The 20,440-nt window shown below is 41.5% G+C and carries 24 protein-coding genes; 5 read left to right on the forward strand and 19 right to left on the reverse strand.

The annotated features are described in order from the left end of the window. Positions 1-107: 107 nt before the first annotated feature. From H5182_RS12560 to H5182_RS12570, 3 genes are all read right to left on the reverse strand, one after another. Positions 108-848, reverse strand: coding sequence for a phosphoadenylyl-sulfate reductase (locus tag H5182_RS12560; RefSeq protein ID WP_182732337.1), 741 nt, complete (start codon positions 846-848; stop codon positions 108-110). 43 nt (positions 849-891) lie between these two features. Beyond that, positions 892-2,589 (reverse strand): assimilatory sulfite reductase (NADPH) hemoprotein subunit, encoded by a 1,698-nt coding sequence (cysI, locus tag H5182_RS12565; RefSeq protein ID WP_182760122.1) that lies wholly within the window; start codon positions 2,587-2,589, stop codon positions 892-894. Between the two features lie 68 nt (positions 2,590-2,657). Further along, positions 2,658-4,466 (reverse strand): assimilatory sulfite reductase (NADPH) flavoprotein subunit, encoded by a 1,809-nt coding sequence (locus H5182_RS12570; RefSeq protein ID WP_182760123.1) that lies wholly within the window; start codon positions 4,464-4,466, stop codon positions 2,658-2,660. Positions 4,467-4,874: 408 nt separating this feature from the next. Here H5182_RS12570 and H5182_RS12575 point away from each other — a divergent pair, with 408 nt between their 5' ends. Further along, the gene (locus H5182_RS12575) at positions 4,875-6,506 is read left to right on the forward strand and encodes an endonuclease (RefSeq protein WP_182760124.1); all 1,632 of its coding nucleotides are present in this window, start codon (positions 4,875-4,877) and stop codon (positions 6,504-6,506) included. A gap of 28 nt (positions 6,507-6,534) precedes the next feature. Here the strand turns inward: H5182_RS12575 and H5182_RS12580 are convergent, their stop codons facing one another. After that, positions 6,535-6,999 carry a hypothetical protein gene (locus tag H5182_RS12580; RefSeq protein WP_182760125.1) on the reverse strand — a complete coding sequence of 155 codons (465 nt, stop codon included), beginning with the start codon at positions 6,997-6,999 and terminating at the stop codon, positions 6,535-6,537. Between the two features lie 183 nt (positions 7,000-7,182). On the opposite strand from H5182_RS12580, the gene H5182_RS12585 reads away from it, so the two are divergent. After that, complete coding sequence (locus tag H5182_RS12585) at positions 7,183-7,719, forward strand: helix-turn-helix domain-containing protein (RefSeq protein ID WP_182760126.1); 537 nt, start codon at positions 7,183-7,185, stop codon at positions 7,717-7,719. Here the strand turns inward: H5182_RS12585 and H5182_RS12590 are convergent. From H5182_RS12590 to rpsJ, 12 genes are all read right to left on the reverse strand, one after another. Further along, complete coding sequence (locus tag H5182_RS12590) at positions 7,613-8,485, reverse strand: hypothetical protein (protein ID WP_310736428.1); 873 nt, start codon at positions 8,483-8,485, stop codon at positions 7,613-7,615. The two genes, H5182_RS12585 and H5182_RS12590, sit on opposite strands and share 107 nt — an antisense overlap. Positions 8,486-8,657: 172 nt before the next feature. Next, entirely contained in the window at positions 8,658-8,915 is a 258-nt protein-coding gene (rpsQ, locus tag H5182_RS12595) for a 30S ribosomal protein S17 (RefSeq protein WP_016709053.1), read from the reverse strand. After that, entirely contained in the window at positions 8,915-9,106 is a 192-nt protein-coding gene (gene rpmC / locus H5182_RS12600; RefSeq protein ID WP_054552371.1) for a 50S ribosomal protein L29, read from the reverse strand. The genes rpsQ and rpmC overlap by 1 nt, the downstream gene beginning before the upstream one ends. Next, positions 9,106-9,519: a 50S ribosomal protein L16 gene (gene rplP, locus H5182_RS12605; protein WP_002957890.1), complete on the reverse strand. Its 414-nt coding sequence runs from the start codon at positions 9,517-9,519 to the stop codon at positions 9,106-9,108. Before rplP ends, rpmC begins: the two co-directional genes overlap by 1 nt. A 12-nt stretch (positions 9,520-9,531) precedes the next feature. Next, positions 9,532-10,233: a 30S ribosomal protein S3 gene (gene rpsC, locus H5182_RS12610; protein WP_054206128.1), complete on the reverse strand. Its 702-nt coding sequence runs from the start codon at positions 10,231-10,233 to the stop codon at positions 9,532-9,534. An 11-nt stretch (positions 10,234-10,244) separates the two neighbouring features. Then, the gene (gene rplV, locus H5182_RS12615; protein WP_004588690.1) at positions 10,245-10,577 is read right to left on the reverse strand and encodes a 50S ribosomal protein L22; all 333 of its coding nucleotides are present in this window, start codon (positions 10,575-10,577) and stop codon (positions 10,245-10,247) included. Positions 10,578-10,591: 14 nt separating this feature from the next. Beyond that, the gene (gene rpsS / locus H5182_RS12620) at positions 10,592-10,870 is read right to left on the reverse strand and encodes a 30S ribosomal protein S19 (protein ID WP_010561269.1); all 279 of its coding nucleotides are present in this window, start codon (positions 10,868-10,870) and stop codon (positions 10,592-10,594) included. 15 nt (positions 10,871-10,885) lie between these two features. After that, entirely contained in the window at positions 10,886-11,710 is an 825-nt protein-coding gene (gene rplB / locus H5182_RS12625; RefSeq protein ID WP_007376192.1) for a 50S ribosomal protein L2, read from the reverse strand. Between the two features lie 17 nt (positions 11,711-11,727). Continuing rightward, entirely contained in the window at positions 11,728-12,030 is a 303-nt protein-coding gene (gene rplW, locus H5182_RS12630; protein WP_054206127.1) for a 50S ribosomal protein L23, read from the reverse strand. Further along, positions 12,027-12,632 carry a 50S ribosomal protein L4 gene (gene rplD, locus H5182_RS12635; protein ID WP_054206126.1) on the reverse strand — a complete coding sequence of 202 codons (606 nt, stop codon included), beginning with the start codon at positions 12,630-12,632 and terminating at the stop codon, positions 12,027-12,029. The genes rplW and rplD overlap by 4 nt, the downstream gene beginning before the upstream one ends. Positions 12,633-12,649: 17 nt before the next feature. Further along, positions 12,650-13,285 (reverse strand): 50S ribosomal protein L3, encoded by a 636-nt coding sequence (rplC, locus tag H5182_RS12640; RefSeq protein WP_054206125.1) that lies wholly within the window; start codon positions 13,283-13,285, stop codon positions 12,650-12,652. A 27-nt stretch (positions 13,286-13,312) separates the two neighbouring features. Continuing rightward, a complete protein-coding gene (gene rpsJ, locus H5182_RS12645; protein WP_002957900.1) occupies positions 13,313-13,624 on the reverse strand; it encodes a 30S ribosomal protein S10 in 312 nt (103 codons plus the stop codon). 419 nt (positions 13,625-14,043) lie between these two features. On the opposite strand from rpsJ, the gene plsB reads away from it, so the two are divergent. Next, positions 14,044-16,488 carry a glycerol-3-phosphate 1-O-acyltransferase PlsB gene (gene plsB, locus H5182_RS12650; protein WP_182731740.1) on the forward strand — a complete coding sequence of 815 codons (2,445 nt, stop codon included), beginning with the start codon at positions 14,044-14,046 and terminating at the stop codon, positions 16,486-16,488. Between the two features lie 14 nt (positions 16,489-16,502). Here plsB and tesB read toward each other — a convergent pair whose 3' ends face one another. After that, a complete protein-coding gene (tesB, locus tag H5182_RS12655; RefSeq protein WP_182760127.1) occupies positions 16,503-17,360 on the reverse strand; it encodes an acyl-CoA thioesterase II in 858 nt (285 codons plus the stop codon). Positions 17,361-17,436: 76 nt separating this feature from the next. On the opposite strand from tesB, the gene H5182_RS12660 reads away from it, so the two are divergent. Continuing rightward, the gene (locus H5182_RS12660; RefSeq protein ID WP_149980445.1) at positions 17,437-17,895 is read left to right on the forward strand and encodes an EVE domain-containing protein; all 459 of its coding nucleotides are present in this window, start codon (positions 17,437-17,439) and stop codon (positions 17,893-17,895) included. Positions 17,896-17,981: 86 nt separating this feature from the next. After that, complete coding sequence (locus tag H5182_RS12665; RefSeq protein WP_182760128.1) at positions 17,982-19,013, forward strand: cytosolic protein; 1,032 nt, start codon at positions 17,982-17,984, stop codon at positions 19,011-19,013. A gap of 62 nt (positions 19,014-19,075) precedes the next feature. Here H5182_RS12665 and H5182_RS22360 read toward each other — a convergent pair whose 3' ends face one another. Both H5182_RS22360 and H5182_RS12670 read right to left on the reverse strand, forming a co-directional pair. Further along, positions 19,076-19,285, reverse strand: coding sequence for a PLDc N-terminal domain-containing protein (locus tag H5182_RS22360; protein ID WP_145237876.1), 210 nt, complete (start codon positions 19,283-19,285; stop codon positions 19,076-19,078). Next, positions 19,285-20,352, reverse strand: a complete 1,068-nt coding sequence (locus H5182_RS12670) for a potassium channel family protein (RefSeq protein ID WP_145237873.1) — start codon at positions 20,350-20,352, stop codon at positions 19,285-19,287. Before H5182_RS12670 ends, H5182_RS22360 begins: the two co-directional genes overlap by 1 nt. Between the last annotated feature and the right edge of the window lie 88 nt (positions 20,353-20,440).

The raw sequence follows: 20,440 nt of genomic DNA on the forward strand, positions 1-20,440 counted from the left end.
GATTGTATTATAGTCAAAAATTTAAAACGCAGCTAGGCTGCGCTTTAATAATCACTATAGTTAGCTATCTCAGCTTAAATGATTTACTTATATTTTTACGTTCAGAATTAGATCCCATCACCATCAATGTGTAGGCCACATTCGCGGTTTAGACCAAAAAAACGGGTCTCTTCTTCGGTCATACCTGGCTCTAGTTTACGCGTAGTATGCACATCGCCCATTGACACATAACCTTGCTCCCATAATGGGTGATATGGTAAGTCATGTTTAGTCAGGTACTGATAAACATCGCGATTTGACCATTCGATGATTGGGTAAACCTTTACCGTGCCACGGCTAATTTCAATAATTTGCTTATCGGCACGTGTTGATGATTGGTCACGGCGCAAGCCACTAAACCAAGTACCTGCATTAATGTCTTTTAATGCGCGAGTCATTGGTTCAACTTTATTAAGCTGGTTGTATTGTTTAATACCTGCTTCACCTAGTTCCCATAACTTACCAAACTTGGCTTCTTGCCAAGCTGGGCTTAACTGCGACTTATACACTTTTAAATTTAGCGATAAGCGTTCGGTCATTTGCTCAATGAACTGATAAGTTTCAGGAAATAAGTAACCAGTATCTGTTAATACCACAGGAATATCGGGGCGCTGTACTGTAACTAAATGCAACATCACAGCCGCTTGAATACCAAAGCTCGATGATAAAAACTGCGTGTCTGGCAAGTTTTCCAGTGCCCATGCGACACGCTGCTCAGCGCTCATATCTTTCAATACGCCGTTAGCATCAGCCAGCAGTGTTACTTGGCTTTCTTTATCTAGCTGTAATATGTTTTTAAATTCACTCATAGTAAATTCCAAACCTCAGCAAGCGTCACCGCTTGCTTTTAAATTAAGCGTGAAAATCGGTGACTGACACTTTAACTTCAGCAACTATGCCTTTGCGGATCACAAAGTCACCAAAGCATTCGTCGTCATTACGCTCACTTGCCCATTGACCAATTAATTTGTCAAAGGCGTCTAAATACACGTCTTCACCAACATTCTCTAAATACAATTTAGGAATACGCGTCCCCTCAAGGTTACCCCCTAAGTACACGTTATATTTACCTGGGCCTTTTCCTACTAGGCCAGCTTCCGCTAACATTGCGCGGCCACAGCCATTCGGACAACCAACCACACGCATGATGATGCTGTCATCAGGAATACCGTGCTTAGCAAGCAATGCCTCGGTCTTTTCAATTAAGCTTGGTAAGTAACGCTCAGCTTCCGCCATTGCGAGTGGACAAGTTGGTAATGCCACACAGGCCATCGAGTTTTTACGTTGCTCAGAGTCTTTGTCGTCAATCAAACCGTGATTACGGGCTATTTCTTCAATCACTGTTTTTTGATCGGCAGGCACACCGGCGATGATCAAATTTTGATTTGCCGTCATACGAAAATCACCTTGGTGAATTTCAGCAATTTTACGACAACCTGTTTTCAGTGGTTTACCCGGTAAATCTAAAATACGGCCACTTTGGATAAATAAAGTTAAGTGATGCTTACCATCAATACCTTCAACCCAACCAATGCGATCGCCACGATGAGTAAACTCATAAGGGCGGCTTGGCGCAAATTTAACACCTGCGCGTTGCTCTACTTCCGCTTTAAATACATCAGTACCAACACGGTCTAAGGTGTATTTAGTTTTTGCGTTTTTACGGTTTGAGCGATTACCCCAGTCGCGCTGTACAGACACCACATGCTCAGCAATTTTTAGCGTATCCGCTAAGGCGATAAACCCAAAATCATCGGCTTTACGTGGATAGGTTGCGGTATCACCGTGGGTCATGGCAAGGCCACCGCCTACTAATACGTTAAAACCAACTAGCTTGCCGTTATCTGCAATAGCTACAAAGTTTAAGTCATTCGCATGCACATCCACTTCGTTGTTCGGTGGAATGGTCACCGTGGTTTTAAACTTACGCGGTAAGTAGTTAGATCCTAAAATTGGCTCTTCTGTAGTCTCAGCCTTTTCACCGTTTAACCAAATTTCTGCATACGCTTTAGTTTTTGGTAACAAATGTTCTGAGATTTTTGCAGCCCACTCGTATGCTTCTTGATGCAACTCAGATTCCACAGGGTTTGTAGTACAAAGTACATTACGGTTAACATCACCTGCCGTTGCAATAGAGTCGATGCCCACGCTATTAAGCATTTGGTGCATGCCTTTTATATTTGGTTTTAACACACCATGAAATTGAAACGTTTGACGGGTTGTTAAACGAATACTGCCGTAGCTAGTTTTTTCGTCAGCAAACTTATCAATTGCTAACCATTGTTCAGGTTTGATAATACCGCCAGGCATACGAGCACGTAACATTACGTTGTGTAATGGCTCTAGCTTTTGCTTAGCACGCTCACCTCGAATATCACGGTCATCTTGTTGATACATACCGTGGAAACGAATTAACTGAAAGTTATCCGCAGTGAAGCCACCGGTGATCTCATCTTTTAAATCTTGCTCTATGGTGCCACGTAAAAAGTTACTTTCTCTTTTCAAACGCTCGTTATCAGAAAGCTTTACGTTTTTATCTTGTTCGCTCATGTTTGATCCTAAATTTGTTACAGTGACGGCTGTTAGCTTTGCTTTTATAAAGTAAGCAACGTCTACGCTTAGTACACGTCTTTCTGATAGCGATTTGCGCTACGTAAATCTTTTAAATACTGCTCAGCGTCTTCATCGTTCTTACCGCTGTTTTCTTTGATGATATCAACCAATGCCTGGTGTACATCTTTCGCCATGCGATTTGCGTCACCACAAATATAAAAATGCGCGCCCGCTTCTAGCCATGCAAATACGTCTTTGCTGTTTTGGCGTAGCTTGTCTTGCACGTAGACCTTCTCTGCTTGGTCACGGCTAAACGCCACATCAACTTTACTTAGTAGCCCTGATTTTAAGTAACCTTGAATTTCTACTTGATATAAGAAATCTTGGGTAAAGTGTGGATTACCAAAGAATAACCAGTTTTTACCGGATGCTTCGCGGGCATCACGTTCTTGCAAGAAAGCACGGAACGGCGCAATACCAGTACCAGGGCCAACCATAATCACTGGCGTTTCGTCGTTAGTTGGCAAACGGAAGTTATCATTATGCTCGCTATATACTTTTACTTTACAACCTTCTTCAGCACGACGTGCTAAATAACCAGAACAACCACCTAAATGCTCACTACCGAATGCTTCAAATTCAACTAGACCAATGGTTAAGTGCACTTCATCTTCAACTTCTGCTTGGCTTGACGCAATTGAATATAAACGTGCTTGCAGTTTACGTAGGCAATCAACAAACGTTTGTGCCTCAAGCGCAGCTGGATTTTGGCGGATCACATCAAAGATTTGGCGAGGCTCAATATATTCACGCATTGCCGCTTTATCTTCAACCAGCTTTAATAGCTCAGGCGCACCTGTCGCTATCGCGTACTTTTCAACAAAGCCAGGGTATGACTGAGTCAATTCAAGTTTTTCAATCAGTGCATCACGAACACTGAGCTCTTCATCAGCGATTTTAACTTTGCTGGCACCATCAATTTGCGTCAGTGTCAGTACTTCATCAACCAGAATCTCATCATTTAAAAAATACACGCCTAATGAATCGCCCGGTGTGTAAGTAATATCAGATCCTTCCAGTGAAATCTCAACATGGCGCACATCTTTGCTAGAGTCACGACCAGTGATCTTTTGCACTAGGCTAAGTTCTGCTGGAAATGGGTTTTGCTTAGTATATTGGCTGGCAGCTGTTGCTGGTGCACCAAATGACACCACTTGCCCACCTGTTGCGCCTTGCTGTGCTTTTAAATCAGGTTCAAATGCATCAAGTGCTCCGCTGATCCAGCTGGCGGCTTCATCATCGTAATCAACGTCTAAATCAGCACGCTGATAAATGGTTTCTGCACCGAGCTTATTTAAGCGCTGTTCAAAGTCTTTTGCTGTTTGACAGAAGAACTCATAGCTTGAATCACCTAAACCTATAACCGCAATTTTAACGCCATCAAGCTTAGGCGCTTTTTTGGTTGCTAAAAACTCATGTAATGTTTCGGCATCTTCCGGCGGCTCACCTTCACCGTAAGTAGAAACAACGACAGTTAAGAATTTTTCTTTTTTCAGGGCCGTTGGTTTGTAATCAGCCATGCTAACCAGCTTAACAGCTAAACCACGAGACTCCGCTTGCTCTTTGAGCTTAGTCGCTACACCTTTTGAATTACCGGTTTGTGAGCCATATAAAATGGTCAATGCCGCTGCATCCCCAACACTTGGCGCAGCACCTACAACACCACCTAATGCCGCCGTATTGGCATTCGCAGCAAGATAACCACTTACCCAAGCTTGCTGGATTGGATTAAGCTCAGCCACTAAACCTTGTAGCTTCTGTACTTGCTCTTGCGATAGCGGACTTGCTAGCGCATTGAGTTGACTTAACAACATGAATTAATTCCCCGTAACCCTGAAAGTTATCTGCAAAATGCTCACTGATTGCAGTAATCACTTTGCCTAAAATTTGTGTCAACTTTAAGGCAAATAACTCAGGCCCTAAAGATTTCTCTGAGTGTGAAGAATAACGGGGTACGCGCCAATAAAAAAAGAATAGAATCTGCTTTGTTATTCCATTTAGTTATTAATTTATAAATTAACCAGTAAAAACAGATTAAAAGGTAACAAATAACTACTTACGATTTCAGCACCACACTTAGCCGATCAGAAATATCATACAAAAATTTATTCACTTCATTTTTTTCAAAATACAAATTAACTTTTTTGCAACAAATCTTGAGTAGGCTATAGTGGATTTGGCCACATTCTGTGCGCCGACTATAAATATAATAAGGAAACACTATGTCACACGGGGCATATAGAAAACTCATACTCAGCAGTGCTATGTTAGCTACAGCACTTCCCTGCATGGCCACCATTAATAATGGTGACTTTGAAAACTGGTCAGGTAATAGCCCAAACGGCTGGAGCACGATTGATACTGGTATTACACTATCAGCTTCAAATACCATAGTAAATTCAGGAGCTCTTGCTGCAAAAGTAGTGGTTAATACCGCTAGTCAAAGCAATACTGATTTACTGCAAGAAGTTACTGTTGAGGCCGGCAAAAGCTACTTATTCTCAAGCTGGGTTTATCACACCGAAGGCGGCATTAAAGCGCGCTTAATTGCCGACGGCTATCAAGGCTATTCAAATCCAGCGTTATTAAATCAGTGGCAACAAATAAGCTATACATATCCAGCAACCAGCAATGCTACGATTACCGTTGGCCTGCGTTTTTACGATGTCAGCGGCTTTGATGGCAGTGAAACTGTTTATGTGGATAGTTTTACACCTGGTTCTAGTGATACCACCCCACCGCCACCAGTCGGTTGTGCTGATAACACCGTTAACTTAGCACTGACAACTGATAACTATGGCGAAGAGACTAGCTGGCAAATCACTAACGCCCAAGGCACAGCGGTTGCGTCAGGTGGCAGTTATAGTGGCAACAACAGCTATACAGAGCAAGCCTGCTTAGTTGATGGCGATTACACATTTAGTATTTTTGATAGTTACGGCGACGGTATTTGCTGTTCATTTGGTAATGGCAGCTACGCGCTAACATCCGCCCAAACAACATTGGCTAACGGCAGTAGTTTTCAAAGCAGTGAAGCAACTCCCTTTATACTTGGTGATAATACCAACCCAGAAACGCCACCCAGCGAGCCAACTGGCTACTATGTTACAGCACAAGGTTTAACGGGCTATGCACTTAAAACCGCGCTCTATAACATTATTAAAGGTCACAACTCACAGGGTTATTCAGCTATTTGGAGTTTTTACGATATTGCTTCACGGGATAAGTACTTTGAAAATGACAATTCAATACTCGATCGCTATTCAGAAAATCCCACCGGTCAAGACAGCTATAACTATGTCGCTGTAAGTGATCAATGCGGCACTTACAATAGTGAAGCTGATTGCTATAACCGCGAACATTCATTTCCTAAAAGTTGGTTTGGCGGCACAAATGAGCCTATGAACTCAGATGTTCACCACATTTATGCAACCGATGGTTATGTAAATTCTAAACGTAGCAACTTTCCGTTTGGTGAAGTGGCAAGCGCTACGTTTACATCAACAAACGGCAGCAAACTAGGCTCTGCTAGTAGCGCAATTAATTACTCAGGTACAGTATTTGAACCGATTGATGAATTTAAAGGTGACTTTGCTCGCGCTTATTTTTATATGGCTACACGTTATGAAAACGTAATCGGCTCTTGGCAAAATAATACCACTGCAAGTAATGCGGTACTTAATGGGTCAAGTAACCAAGTATTTGAAAGCTGGGTTGTTGCTATGTTGCTTAATTGGCATAACGCAGACCCTGTGAGCCAAATGGAAATAGACCGAAACCAAGCAGCGTTTGAATTTCAAGGTAATCGTAATCCCTATATCGACTACCCTGAATTTGTAGAAATGATTTGGTAGAGAAATATAGCTTCAGCCAAGGCTGAAGCTATTTAAAACTCGCCTGACCAAGCGCAATAGACTCATAGCGCTGCCCTGTTAGTTTAATCACCCATACATTGTCTGCAAATGTTCGACTAAAATACACCGTTTGCCCATTTGGAATATTTGGCATAAAAGACGTAATAGACTCCCATTGGCTGTCCACTTTTTCTTTAAGTTTCATACTCGCGTTAAAATAGCTTCCTTCTTTATTTGTTTTAATCTCAAGGGCTGTTAACTGCTCATCGTCACCTATTTCTATTAATGCACTTTTGTTCAAGCTGGCTAATAGTTGAGGTTGATGAATGGGTTGTAGATTTTTTAGTGTTTCATTTACTTGGCTGTCTATGGTTATATTATTTTCTAATTTATAAATAGTTGCTTCAATCGCAAATACTGGCTCTGCAATACATGCTGAGGATAAAAACCCCAAGGTAATACAGATTACTGCTTTATAAAAATACGTTTTCATTAGTTATACTCCTTTATTAATAAGTCTGCTTAGCATAACTAAAAAACACCTAATTAATATATAACTCACTAATATTCATGATATTCTTTTTATTCATCGCCATGAATATAACTCAGCAGGCTATTTAAAAAACTCATTTTTAGCGATAATGCGCGGGTAAGTAAACAATTAGAGTATGGAAACATGTCATCATTAGGAACAGAATTAAAACGCATTAGAGCAAACAAAAAGTGGACCCAAGCATTTGCTGCACGTGAAATTGGTATCCAGCAGTCTTACTTATCTAAGCTCGAAAATGGACAATTTATTCCTTCCACTGAGGTAATTGAAAAGCTCGAACTTTGCTATGGCAAAGCGTGTTTAGATAAGTATTCACCCTCAAAACCATCACAACACACATCATTTAAAAAAATGCCACTTATGAGTTTGCTCCTGATTATCACTAGTCTTGTAATGTGGCTGTGTGCAACATATGAAATTTTTTATCCAGAAACCTACTTCACCTATCAAGCAAAGCTAGGGGACTTTTTAGCGTTTAATGTGACTCAGCAATATCAAGGCGAGCGATTTATAGAGGGGGATGTTACATACCAAATTGTGGGCGAAAGACAAGTTAGCCGGATTGAAAACCGCTTTTTAATTGTAAGCTCCGTGCTGTGTATTTTAGTGTCAGTCGTAATAGGCGTTTTATCGCAAACACATAAGTTTCGTAAATTATGAACCCACTACCGAATTTGCTTTTAACGTTCCATTTATCCATTATTTTATCGAATAAAATAGCATCGTTATTTTTACATGGCCTTGGTGATCCTTGCGGCAACCCTACTTTCCCCATCACACCATTGAAATCGATGTCATAACACATACCTTTATACATCTCCGTTCGCTTACCTCCATCAGCGTTTTGCCATAATATCACTGATTTTAAATCACTAGAATGCTCAATAGGAACCGTAATTTGTTGGTGGTTTTTACGATTTGGCAAAGTTGCTATTTGCGTGTAATCAAACGATACAATGGCCTTATTTGAAGTTGAAAACTGAGGTATCAATGCGTAAGGGTTAAGCTTTTTAAATGACTGCTGTTTAGCTTTTGAATTAACCTTACTCTTTATATTATCAATAACTACCTTATCAACATTATGCTTTTTTCCATCGGTACTTGTGGCCGTATTTCCATTTGCTGTAATAGCACCATCCGGTAAATCTGATTCTAATTGCTTGTCGTTTTCAAAATCACGTTCTTTAAGCGGCTTAGTTGTTAACTCACTTGCATCAAGCTCAGTATTATTTTCAGAGAATGAAGCACTGGGTTGCTTACTATTTTTATTACTAGGTAATGTTGCAAGGTCCACCATTACATAAGCTTTTATTACTTTGCCTGTAGGGGGTTGTGCTATCTCAATCGTTTGCCTCGAAATCAAACAAATAACAACAACATGCAAACCAATTGATATACCCCACGCTTTATAGTTACCTTTAAACACATCCGCTCCCTGTGAACAGTTTATTCTATGAGTATAACTAGGCAGGTTTAGTTCATTTAGGGAGGCACTGTTATTAGGTTAAAAACCATCAATAAGTGGCTTTACTGCAGTACTAAAAGCAAAAAGCCCCAGCTAATGCCGAGGCTTTTTATAAAACAGACTTAATTAAAAATTAAGCTTGTTTTGGACTAGAAATAACGTCTACTAATGTCCAAGACTTAGTCTTAGAGATTGGAGCGCATTCACGGATAGTAACAACGTCACCCGCTTTTGCTGTGTTATTTTCGTCATGTACGTGTAATTTAGTCGTACGTTTGATGAATTTCCCATAGATTGGGTGCTTCACGTAACGTGCGATAGCGATAGTGAAAGATTTTTCCATCTTGTCGCTGATTACAGTGCCTTGAAGAGTACGAATTTTATCACTCATTATTGACCTGCCTTCTGGTTAATAACTGTTTTTACACGCGCGATATCGCGACGTACTGTTCTTAGCGTGTGAGTTTGAGCTAACTGACCAGTGCTTGCTTGCATGCGCAGGTTAAACTGCTCACGAAGAAGACCTAGAAGTTCAGCATTAAGCTCTTCTACGCTTTTATCTTTTAGTTCGCTTGCTTTCATCACATTACCGTCCGAGTTACGAAAGTTGTTTTGAATGGCAGTTTACGAGCAGCAAGGTCGAATGCTTCACGAGCAAGCTCTTCAGAAACACCTTCCATTTCGTAAAGTACTTTACCAGGCTGAATTTCAGCAACCCAATATTCAACAGAACCTTTACCTTTACCCATACGAACTTCAAGAGGCTTTTCTGTGATCGGTTTGTCAGGGAAGACACGGATCCAGATTTTACCTTGACGTTTCACGTGACGTGTCATGGCACGACGAGCTGCTTCGATTTGACGAGCAGTCATGCGGCCACGGCCAGTAGCTTTCAAACCGAAAGTACCGAAGCTTACTTTGTTACCGTTTTGCGCTAAACCACGGTTGCGGCCTTTGTGCATTTTACGGAATTTTGTACGTTTTGGCTGTAACATTACTCGCTACCTCTACTTAGCACTTTTTTTGGCTTTCTTTGGTGCGCGTTTAGCTGGCTTCTCTTGCTCTTGTACTAGTGGTAAACCACCAATAACTTCGCCTTTGAAGATCCAAACTTTAACACCAATGATACCATAAGTGGTTAAGGCTTCAGAAGTTGCGTAGTCGATATCAGCACGAAGAGTATGTAGAGGTACACGACCTTCACGATACCATTCTGAACGTGCGATTTCTGCGCCGCCAAGACGACCGCTAACTTCAACTTTGATCCCTTTAGAACCGATGCGCATTGCATTTTGTACCGAACGCTTCATAGCGCGACGGAACATAACACGACGCTCTAGTTGAGAGGCAATGCCGTCTGCTACTAGTTGTGCATCTAGTTCTGGTTTACGTACTTCAGAAATATTGATCTGAGCAGGTACACCAGCAATCTTAGTTACCGCTTGACGTAATTTTTCTACGTCTTCGCCTTTTTTACCGATAACAACACCCGGACGAGCCGTGTGAATTGTTACGCGGATTGATTTTGCTGGACGCTCAATAACGATTTTAGACACAGAAGCCGCTTTCAATTCCTTAGTAAGGAATGTACGTACTTTGTGATCGCCAAAAAGCTGTGCAGAGAAATCTTTTGAACTCGCGTACCAGGTAGAAACCCAAGGTTTAGATATACCTAGGCGAATACCAGTAGGATGAACTTTTTGTCCCATTACTTATACTCCTAGCTATCTGAAACCACAACAGTGATGTGGCTTGTACGCTTAAGGATGCGGTCTGCGCGTCCTTTAGCACGTGGCATAATACGTTTCATTGTTGGACCATCGTCCACAAAGATCGTTGTTACACGTAGCTCATCAATGTCAGCACCTTCGTTATGCTCTGCGTTAGCAATAGCAGACTCAAGTACTTTCTTAACTAATACAGCCGCTTTCTTAGGGCTGTACGCCAGGATTTCTAGTGCGCGATCGACAGGTAACCCGCGGATCTGATCTGCAACTAGACGTGCTTTTTGCGCCGAACCAGAGGCGAATTTATGTTTAGCTAATGCTTGCATTTATCATTCCCCTCTTAACGTTTCTTCGCTTTCTTATCCGCAGCGTGGCCACGGTAAGTGCGAGTTGGTGCAAATTCACCTAGTTTGTGACCGATCATTTCGTCAGAAACGAAAACTGGTACATGCTGGCGACCATTATGGACAGCAATGGTCAATCCGATCATGTTAGGTATGATCATTGAACGACGGCTCCAAGTTTTAATTGGCTTCTTGTCACCGCTTTCCAAAGCTTTCTCTACCTTCTTCAGCAAGTGTAGGTCTATAAAAGGACCCTTCTTGAGAGAGCGTGGCATGGCTATTCCTCAATATTACTTAGTACGACGACGTACTATAAATTTATCCGTACGCTTGTTCTTACGCGTCTTAGCACCTTTAGTCGGCTTACCCCATGGAGACACAGGATGACGACCACCAGATGTACGACCTTCACCACCACCGTGTGGGTGATCAACCGGGTTCATGGCAACACCACGAACTGTCGGACGAATACCACGCCAGCGATTTGCACCTGCTTTACCAAGTGAACGAAGCATATGCTCAGCATTGCCTACTTCACCTAGCGTCGCACGACAATCTGATTCAACTTTACGAACTTCGCCTGAACGAAGACGTAATGTTACATACTGACCATCACGAGCAAGGATTTGAACGTATGCACCAGCAGAACGTGCGATTTGAGCACCTTTACCTGGTTTTAATTCTACGTTGTGAACAGTCGAACCTACAGGCATATTGCGCATAGGTAATGCATTACCAGGCTTGATTGGTGCATCAACACCAGACTGGATTGCATCACCAGCTTTTAAGCCTTTTGGTGCGATAATGTAACGACGCTCACCGTCTGCATATAATACAAGTGCGATGTTTGCGCTACGATTTGGATCATATTCTAAACGCTCAACAGTGGCTGGAATGCCATCTTTAGTACGTTTAAAATCGATTAAACGGTAATGCTGCTTATGACCACCACCGATATGACGAACCGTAATACGACCATTGTTATTACGACCACCTGATTTAGAGTTTTTCTCTAATAGTGGTGCGTATGGCTTGCCCTTATGTAGATCTGGGTTTACCACTTTAACTAGGTGACGACGACCCGCAGAAGTTGGCTTACACTTTTGAAGTGCCATAATTCTAACTCCCCTTATTACTCGGCGCCGCCGACAAAGTCTAGTTCGCTGCCTTCTTTAAGAGTAACGTAAGCTTTTTTCCAGTCGCTACGACGACCGAAACGTGCGCCAGTACGTTTTGTTTTACCCTTAACATTAAGTGTGCGAACACCAGTTACTTCCACTTCAAAAAGCTTCTCTACAGCTGCTTTAACTTCAGCTTTAGTTGCGTCATTTACTACTTTGAAAACGATAGTGTTGTTTTCTTCAGCAGCAATAGTGCTTTTTTCAGAGATATGTGGAGCAAGGATCACTTTTAAAAGACGTTCTTCACGAATCATGCTAGCGTCTCCTCAAGTTGCTTAACAGCAGCTGCTGTAATAAGTACCTTATCGAAAGCGATTAAGCTTACAGGGTCGATACCAGCTACATCACGCGTGTCAACCTTGTACAGGTTACGTGCCGATAAAAATAGATTCTCATCTACTTCTTCAGTTACGATTAGAACATCTTTAAGCTCAAGTTCTTTAAGCTTAGCAACTAGTTCTTTAGTTTTTGGTGCTGCTAGAGCAAAACTTTCAACAACGATTAAACGCTCTTGACGAACTAATTCAGATAAAATGCTTTTGATCGCACCGCGGTACATTTTACGGTTTACTTTTTGGCTGTGGTCTTGTGGTTTAGCTGCGAAGCTAACGCCACCTGAACGCCAAATTGGACTACGGATTGTACCAGCACGTGCACGGCCAGTACCTTTTTGAGCCCATGGTTTTTTACCACCACCGCTTACTTCAGAACGTGTCTTCTGAGCACGAGTACCTTGACGAGCACCTGCTGCGTATGCAACAACTACTTGATGTACTAATGCTTCGTTAAACTCACGTCCAAAAGTAGCTTCAGAAACTTCAAGACCGCCAGAAGCGTCTTTAATTGCTAATTCCATCACTAAATCTCCAGGACTTATGCTTTAACAGCAGGTTTAACGATAACGTCACCGCCGATAGCGCCAGGTACTGCACCTTTAACTAAAAGCAAGTTACGCTCAGCGTCAACGCGTACTAGTTCTAAGTTTTGAGTCGTTACACGCTCAGCACCCATATGACCGGCCATTTTCTTACCTTTAAACACCTTACCAGGTGATTGGTTTTGACCGATTGAACCAGGAGCACGGTGAGATAGAGAGTTACCATGTGTAGCGTCTTGCATGCTGAAATTCCAGCGCTTAACACCACCTTGGAAACCTTTACCTTTAGAAGTACCGGTTACGTCAACTTTGTTGATTTCGTTGAATAATTCAACAGTAAGCTCAGCGCCTACTTCAAAATCGCCTTCACCACCATTTAGGCGGAATTCCCACAGACCGCGACCCGCTTCAACACCAGCTTTAGCGAAGTGACCCGCTGTTGCTTTGTTTACACGGCTTGCTTTTTTAGTGCCTGCGGTTACTTGAAGCGCGTTATAACCGTCTGTTGCGTCAGATTTGATCTGAGCAATGCGGTTAGGTGTCGCTTCAATAACTGTCACAGGGATAGATACACCATCTTCAGTGAAGATACGTGTCATACCCACTTTACGACCGACTAGACCTAATGCCATTTTCCTAAAACCTCTCTAATCTTTCGATTAACCCAGGCTGATTTGAACATCAACACCAGCAGCAAGATCTAAACGCATAAGTGCGTCAACAGTCTTGTCAGTTGGTTCTACGATGTCGATCAGACGTTTATGGGTGCGGATCTCGTACTGATCACGCGCATCTTTATTAACGTGCGGTGATGTAAGTACAGTAAAACGTTCAAAGCGTGTAGGTAGTGGAATTGGACCACGTACTTGTGCGCCAGTGCGTTTCGCAGTTTCCACGATTTCCGCCGTTGATTGGTCAATCAAACGGTGGTCAAAAGCTTTTAGGCGAATACGAATGCGTTGATTTGACATTCTTAAACCTCAATATAAAGAGCATTTAAAAGAGCATAAAAAAACGACCGAAACAATCTTAAAAACATAAGATGCCGGTTGTTGATTTATATCTACGTTGAGTTCCAAATCGGAACTCCTGTTTTATTAGCTTGAAATCCAAGCTTAATGTTCCTTCCAAGTTCCCGGGGGAATTTTGAAAGCCTGCGTATTATAGTGATATTGGTGATAAATGCAACAACTATTTCAAACTACCAGAATGAGGATTATTTATACTGTAAAAAAGGGTTGTCACTATGTCGTCATTACTGGGAATTTACTATAGTTAGGAAGCCATGCAATCGTACTTGGCACTAATGATAATGGTCAGTCCAGTTTTTAATTGTTATTATTCATCCTTATTTTGCTTTTATCTCTTAATCCTTAACCTTGGTGAGTTGATGCGTATTTTTAATTATTGCTTGAATTTTGTGTCTATGGTGATGAATCGCCTATTTGTGAAAAGCAAAGTACTGCCCGAGAACCCAATTGAACAATACGGTCTTAATCCCGCCTACCCTACTTTTTATATAGTTAAACTTAATGCTCGCTCAGATTTAGCGGCTCTTGACCGAGTTTGTAAAAAGTACAACCTGCCCAGACCAACTGAACAACAGCTGTTGGGTAATGCAGAGTTAGACCGCTTTATTGGCCTACAAAATCCACCACCACTGTTTGGCAGCCAAGCGAAGCCAACTGACGCGCTAAACCAGGGTAAACAAATAATTGCTCAACTATTTACCAGTGGCGAAAAAAACGTGCAAGTCATTCCGGTCACTATTTTATGGGGTCGTAATCCAGGTAAAGAAAAACCAGGTTTAGGTACGCTGGTTTCGCACTCACTTACACCTAGCTGGTTTCGTAAGTTTTTTGTATTACTGTTTTCAGGGCGTGATAACTTTATACGCTTTAGTCAACCGTTGGATTTATCGTTATTAGTAAATGAAAAAGCCGATGTTGATGAGTTACCTCATAAATTACTTCGCGTCGCTAGGGTGCATTTTCGTCGTCAAAAATTGGCGGCAACGGGCCCTAAAATGCCCTCACGCGAGCAACTATTTAATTCATTGTTAGCATCACCGACTATAAAAAAAGCAATTAACGATGAAGCAAAAAGCAAAAAAATCAGCCATGAGCAAGCACGGCAAAATGCGTTAAAGCTATTAGATGAGATTGCTGCTAACTACAGTGATGCCACCATACGTGTTGCAGATCGTGTATTAACCTGGCTATGGAACAAGCTCTATAACGGCATTGATATAAAATACACCGAACAAATCCATGATCTAACCAATAAAGGTCATGAAATTATTTATATGCCGTGTCATCGCAGCCACATGGATTACTTATTACTTACCTACTCGATTTATCATCTTGGTTTAGTACCACCACATATTGCTGCTGGTATTAACTTAAACTTCTTCCCAGCAGGCGGCATATTCCGCCGCAGTGGCGCATTTTTCATCCGCCGCTCATTTGCTGGCAACAAGCTTTACTCCGCTGTATTTAAAGAGTATTTAAGTCAGTTGTTTATCAAAGGTTACTCAGTTAAGTTTTATACTGAGGGCGGACGTAGCCGTACCGGGCGTTTACTACCACCAAAAACAGGTATGTTGGCGATGACACTACAAGCTATGTTACGTGGTATTGATCGCCCTATTTCGATTGTGCCGGTGTACATTGGTTATGAACACGTCATGGAAATAAATACTTATCTGAAAGAACTCGCAGGTGATGATAAAAAAGGCGAGTCGATTTTCGGTATTTTCAAAGCCATTAAAAATCTCAAAAACTATGGCCGCGGCTATTTGAATTTTGGCGATCCGATTTCGGTTAATCAATATTTAAATGAGCATCAACCTGATTGGCGTGAATCTATTCACCCAACTGATGTTCAAAAACCACAATGGCTTGGTCCGCAAGTGGCGACTTTAGCGGATAAAGTGATGGTTAATATTAATAGTGCCGCCGCGCTTAACGCAGTTAATTTACTGGCAATGATCTTACTGGTAAATGATAAGCAAGCATTGAGCAAGCCTAAATTGTTAGCACAACTAGACTTTTACTTACATTTACAACGTAGCGCTAGTTACAGTGAAAAAATCACCACCCCAGATGAAACTTCATCACAGTTACTCGAACATGCTTTAAAGTTGAATAAATTTGACGTTATAAGCGATGAGTTTGGCGAGATTATCGCGATTAACGATAAAGAGAAAATCCTCTTTAACTACTACCGTAATAATATTCTCCATGTGTTTGCCGTACCAAGCTTACTGGCACTGCATATATTTAAAAGCCATAAAACGACAGTATCGCAGTGCCAAAAATTGGTTAACTGTTTTTACCCGATGTTTGCTAAAGAATGGTTTTTACACGAACTTGATGAAAATTATATCACCCGCATACTGGCCAGCTTTGTAGATCAAGATTTAATAGAAATTGATGGTGATAACATAAAAATCACCAACAGTAATGATTGCTTAGCCAAGCTAGAAATTCTAGGTCGTGCGCTTAGCTTAACCCTGCAACGCTACGCCATTGTGATTGGCTTTATTCAAACCAGTAAAGAAATTGAACGCGAAGAGCTTGAACGCGAAAGCCAAGTATTAGCGCAGCGCTTAGGTACTTTGCATGGTATTAAGACCCCTGAGTTTTTTGACAAAAAAGTATTGGTAGGTTTTATTAGCAACTTGCGCGAACAAAGTTTAATTAGCGAAACCGAGAATGGCTTACAGGGCAGTACTGAACTTTGTGAAGTGTATATTCATCTTAAAGCCTTGCTGCCAGCGCGAGTCTGGCAGTCAATTAGTGATATTGTGCAAGGACAATGTAAGCAAAAATAACTGCAAGCGGCATATCAACGCTGACGCATTACACCTTCTTGGATCGTTGAGGCAACTAAATTGCCTTGACGGTCAAAGAACTGACCACGCACCAACCCCCGCCCTGAGCTCGCACTTGGGCTATCAATGGTATATAAAATCCAATCATCCATTCGAAACGGACGATGAAACCACATCGCATGGTCAATTGTTGCTACTTGCATGTTTGGCTGCATAAACGAGACACCATGGGGCTGTAGAGCCGTTGGTAAAAACTCAAAGTCAGACGCATACGCCAATAAATAGTTATGAATACGTTGATCATCTGGCATCTCGCCATTGGCTTTGAACCAAATATGTTTAACCGGCTCCATTACCTCTGGCTTAAATGGGTTATGAAAGGTGACCGGACGCATTTCAATCGGCATTTCGCGAATAAACTTATTGCGGATCACCTCAGGTATATGAGATGCGTGCTCTTGATAAAACTCCAGTGATGAGCGCAGCTCCTCAGGAGCAGGTACATCCGGCATAGTAGCTTGATGCGACAAGCCTTCTTCAGCACCTTGAAATGATGCCGTCATATAAAAAATAGGTTTCCCATATTGAATAGCACTAACTCGGCGAGTACTAAAGCTCTTACCATCACGGATCGTTTCAACATCATACACAATTGGCTTTGCAGCATCACCAGGGCGTAAAAAATAAGAATGCAGTGAATGAACAATACGGCCTTCCGGTAAGGTTTCTTTAGCTGCAGACAGTGCCTGGCCCATGACTTGACCACCAAATACCGCACGAAAACCCAAATCTTGGCTTTGCCCTCGATACAAGCCCTGCTCTATTTCTTCTAACGTTAATAACGACAATAAATCATCTAAAACTTGGCTCATAGTTGCTCCTCAATCCCATTTAGATTTTAATGATACTATAGACAAGTATGATGTAAATATTTCAAGGATCCTAGTTATGGCGTATTGGTTATTTAAAACTGAACCCGATGCATTTTCAATCGACGATTTAAAAAGCGCCCCTGCACAAACCACTGCATGGGAAGGTGTGCGCAACTACCAAGCCCGTAATTTTATGCGCGATGGCGTAAAGCTCGGCGATTTAGTAATGATTTACCATTCTAGCTGTAAACACGTCGGCGTTGCAGGTATCGCAATAGTGACTGCTGAAGCCTACCCAGATCCTTGCCAGTTTGATTTAAGCAGTGATTATTACGATCCTAAATCAACCAGTGATAAACCGAGATGGGTTGTGGTTGATGTGACCTATCAGCAGCATTTAAATAAATTAGTCAGCTTAAAAGCGATTAAAGAAAACGACGCCATCACCGAAATAGCTCTAAAAAAAGGCGGTCGATTATCGGTAATGCCAGTGACTAAAGCGGATTGGCAAGCAATTATAAAAATGGCAGAGTAACAACAATAGATTGTTGCTAATACATCACGTTTCCTTCTTTTTCCAAATTTGCTAAAATAGACGGCTTGTTTTAGTTAGGGGGTTAGATGAAATTACTGTATTGGTTAGATGAGTGGTTAACTCTACCTCAAGATGAACAGCAAACCAGATTACCTATCTCTGGAGGCGATTTACTTGGCGATGTTTTTGTTAAGTATCACTTTATTGATATAAATAAGCCTTTATTGTTCACCTTTTCTCCTGCCGGTACTAATTACCAAGAGCATGATCTCAATGATGATTTTAGCCCTTGGGGATTTCAACTCGCGCAAAAACAACATGTTAATGTTATTTCTTTTCAGCACTTAGGAATAAGTAATTGGTTTAGACACCGTAATTTACTGTTTTTCCTCGAGCAACTCGCTCCCTTGCTAACACCCTTTACCCAGCGATTAGGCTACGGCTTAAGCCGAGGTGGTTTTGCTGTGGGTGCATTTGCTAATTTACTAAAGCTAGATAAGGTACTGTTATTTCACCCTGTTAGCACCAAAAATAAAGCACTTGCTCCTTGGGATGACCGCTCAAGTACGGATATAGCGCAACAATTCGATTGGGAGCAAGATTACCACGATCTCGATTTAGGCAATGCTAAAGGCTATATAATTTACGACCCGACCAATCGTATTGACCGCGGCCATGCTAAGCGCTATTCGCAACTAACCCACTTACGCGTGTTTGGTATGGGTCACAGTACCCATGCCACCTACCTAAATAAATTTGGCTTTTATAAACAAGTGGCCGTCGACTTTATTAGCAATCAACAAGTCGATATTGCGCAATTTCGCCTACAAACCAAAACCCTGCGCTTTAAAGAAGACTATTATAGAAGGCTCAACAAGGCGAATGCTAAATCGGCACACCGCCAAGTATTATTAAGCAAAGCGCACAACATACTAATTGATGAAAAAGCAGCGCATGTGCAAGAGCATCAAGCAAAAATTGATATTCAACCATTGATTGATGTCGCGCTAAAGCACCAAGATGAACACCCTAAGGATGCCATTCAGCTGCTCGAAGTTGCTCAGCAACTTGCCCCTGATGATCCTTTAGTGGAGCACAAACTAAAACAGCTAAAATAAAAAACCGTGCTTGTTTAATCAAGCACGGTTGGCAAATTTATATGTAAACTGACAACTCAATTTTAGCCTTTCTTTTTCTTGGTAGTTTTCTTTTTGTGCCCGTGCTTGGGCACTATCGCAAAGTACATTATCAGTGCGAGCCATGAAAAGAAAATGATGCCGATTAACCAGCCATTTTTTTCGTGGCCTTGCGTACGTTTACTATTGAGCACAATCACTACTGGGAGTATATATGCGCTCAAAAGTAGAATTAAAAACGCCACTTCATTCATTACTTAGCAAGCCCCTGCCAATCAACTTCGCTGCTTAAAACACGATCAACCGCAATGTAATGTAAAATATCACCACTGTTAACCGGATAATCCAGTGGTGGATTTAAATCCATATTTTGCGCACTCAGGTTGTGAGCAACACCAAGTAAAATAGCATCATGGTCGTGTTTAAAATGATGAAATAATTTACCAAATTCCATTACCGCTAAATCAGCAGGAATAGCTAAACTAAACTGGGTATCACCATGCAAAGTAGATAATAATTCCTCTTGTACACGACTTGAGCCGGGGTCTTGCATTGAACGTACTAGAATTTCGGCTGACTTAGCCGTTGAACATTCCACGTTGTAACAATGTTCTAGTAGCATTTCGACTTTACTCTCATCGTTAAAGTGCGCACTAATATGGCAGTCATCTTTCACTAATTTACTAATGCGCAGGGCGGTCGTAAAAGTTTCGTCGTCGTCTTGCCCGTCAATAATAATTTTATCTGCCAGTTTAATTGCGACCCTTTCCAGCTCGCTTAAATCTGTAAAACTAGTTAAGCGCACAAAATCAACATGGGCATTAGCTAAAAACGGATGCTCCATTGACTCTGTGACCGCAAGCAAAATTCGTCGATCCAAACGCTTTTGGTCAGCGAGAATATAATCAATCATTTTTTTAGTACGAATTTGATGCCAGCCAAAAATAATAATGTGATTGTGAAAATGTGCAAAACTTTTATCACCCGTCATAGCGCGCCTAATTAAATAAGTAACTGTTTGCCCTGTTTTACCTAACAGGACACCAAATAAAGCTAAACCAAATGGAATTTGCAGTATCGCCACAATCCATCTACCCAGATCTGTAGTTGCACTAAAATCACCATATCCTACCGTTGAGGTAGTAACGATATAGTAATAAACAAAAGTGCTAATTGGCCTCAGTGCGGCTTCTTCAGCGAAGATTAACAACAACCAGATCAAGACCATATGTAATAATGTCGCAATAGCGACAGCTTGCCAACTAACCTGATCAATATGGTTTCTGACTAGTAAAAATAATCGTTTAAATATAAAAGGCATGCCCACACTTGGTTATTCAGCTATCAATTATCGATAAGTTACTGTAATGCTTAAATGAAGGCAATGGTTGAAATACTTTTGAGGATCA

Source organism: Pseudoalteromonas sp. SG44-17 (genome assembly GCF_014164235.1).
Classification (GTDB): Bacteria; Pseudomonadota; Gammaproteobacteria; order Enterobacterales; family Alteromonadaceae; genus Pseudoalteromonas; species Pseudoalteromonas rhizosphaerae.

Coding starts and splice junctions, on each gene's coding strand:
- H5182_RS12560 (WP_182732337.1), bottom strand. CDS start 848: ATGAGTGAATTTAAAAACATATTACAGCTAGATAAAGAAAGCCAAGTA.
- cysI (WP_182760122.1), bottom strand. CDS start 2,589: ATGAGCGAACAAGATAAAAACGTAAAGCTTTCTGATAACGAGCGTTTG.
- H5182_RS12570 (WP_182760123.1), bottom strand. CDS start 4,466: ATGTTGTTAAGTCAACTCAATGCGCTAGCAAGTCCGCTATCGCAAGAG.
- H5182_RS12575 (WP_182760124.1), top strand. CDS start 4,875: ATGTCACACGGGGCATATAGAAAACTCATACTCAGCAGTGCTATGTTA.
- H5182_RS12580 (WP_182760125.1), bottom strand. CDS start 6,999: ATGAAAACGTATTTTTATAAAGCAGTAATCTGTATTACCTTGGGGTTT.
- H5182_RS12585 (WP_182760126.1), top strand. CDS start 7,183: ATGTCATCATTAGGAACAGAATTAAAACGCATTAGAGCAAACAAAAAG.
- rpsQ (WP_016709053.1), bottom strand. CDS start 8,915: ATGAGTGATAAAATTCGTACTCTTCAAGGCACTGTAATCAGCGACAAG.
- rpmC (WP_054552371.1), bottom strand. CDS start 9,106: ATGAAAGCAAGCGAACTAAAAGATAAAAGCGTAGAAGAGCTTAATGCT.
- rplP (WP_002957890.1), bottom strand. CDS start 9,519: ATGTTACAGCCAAAACGTACAAAATTCCGTAAAATGCACAAAGGCCGC.
- rpsC (WP_054206128.1), bottom strand. CDS start 10,233: ATGGGACAAAAAGTTCATCCTACTGGTATTCGCCTAGGTATATCTAAA.
- rplV (WP_004588690.1), bottom strand. CDS start 10,577: ATGCAAGCATTAGCTAAACATAAATTCGCCTCTGGTTCGGCGCAAAAA.
- rpsS (WP_010561269.1), bottom strand. CDS start 10,870: ATGCCACGCTCTCTCAAGAAGGGTCCTTTTATAGACCTACACTTGCTG.
- rplB (WP_007376192.1), bottom strand. CDS start 11,710: ATGGCACTTCAAAAGTGTAAGCCAACTTCTGCGGGTCGTCGTCACCTA.
- rplW (WP_054206127.1), bottom strand. CDS start 12,030: ATGATTCGTGAAGAACGTCTTTTAAAAGTGATCCTTGCTCCACATATC.
- rplD (WP_054206126.1), bottom strand. CDS start 12,632: ATGGAATTAGCAATTAAAGACGCTTCTGGCGGTCTTGAAGTTTCTGAA.
- rplC (WP_054206125.1), bottom strand. CDS start 13,285: ATGGCATTAGGTCTAGTCGGTCGTAAAGTGGGTATGACACGTATCTTC.
- rpsJ (WP_002957900.1), bottom strand. CDS start 13,624: ATGTCAAATCAACGCATTCGTATTCGCCTAAAAGCTTTTGACCACCGT.
- plsB (WP_182731740.1), top strand. CDS start 14,044: ATGCGTATTTTTAATTATTGCTTGAATTTTGTGTCTATGGTGATGAAT.
- tesB (WP_182760127.1), bottom strand. CDS start 17,360: ATGAGCCAAGTTTTAGATGATTTATTGTCGTTATTAACGTTAGAAGAA.
- H5182_RS12660 (WP_149980445.1), top strand. CDS start 17,437: ATGGCGTATTGGTTATTTAAAACTGAACCCGATGCATTTTCAATCGAC.
- H5182_RS12665 (WP_182760128.1), top strand. CDS start 17,982: ATGAAATTACTGTATTGGTTAGATGAGTGGTTAACTCTACCTCAAGAT.
- H5182_RS22360 (WP_145237876.1), bottom strand. CDS start 19,285: ATGAATGAAGTGGCGTTTTTAATTCTACTTTTGAGCGCATATATACTC.
- H5182_RS12670 (WP_145237873.1), bottom strand. CDS start 20,352: ATGCCTTTTATATTTAAACGATTATTTTTACTAGTCAGAAACCATATT.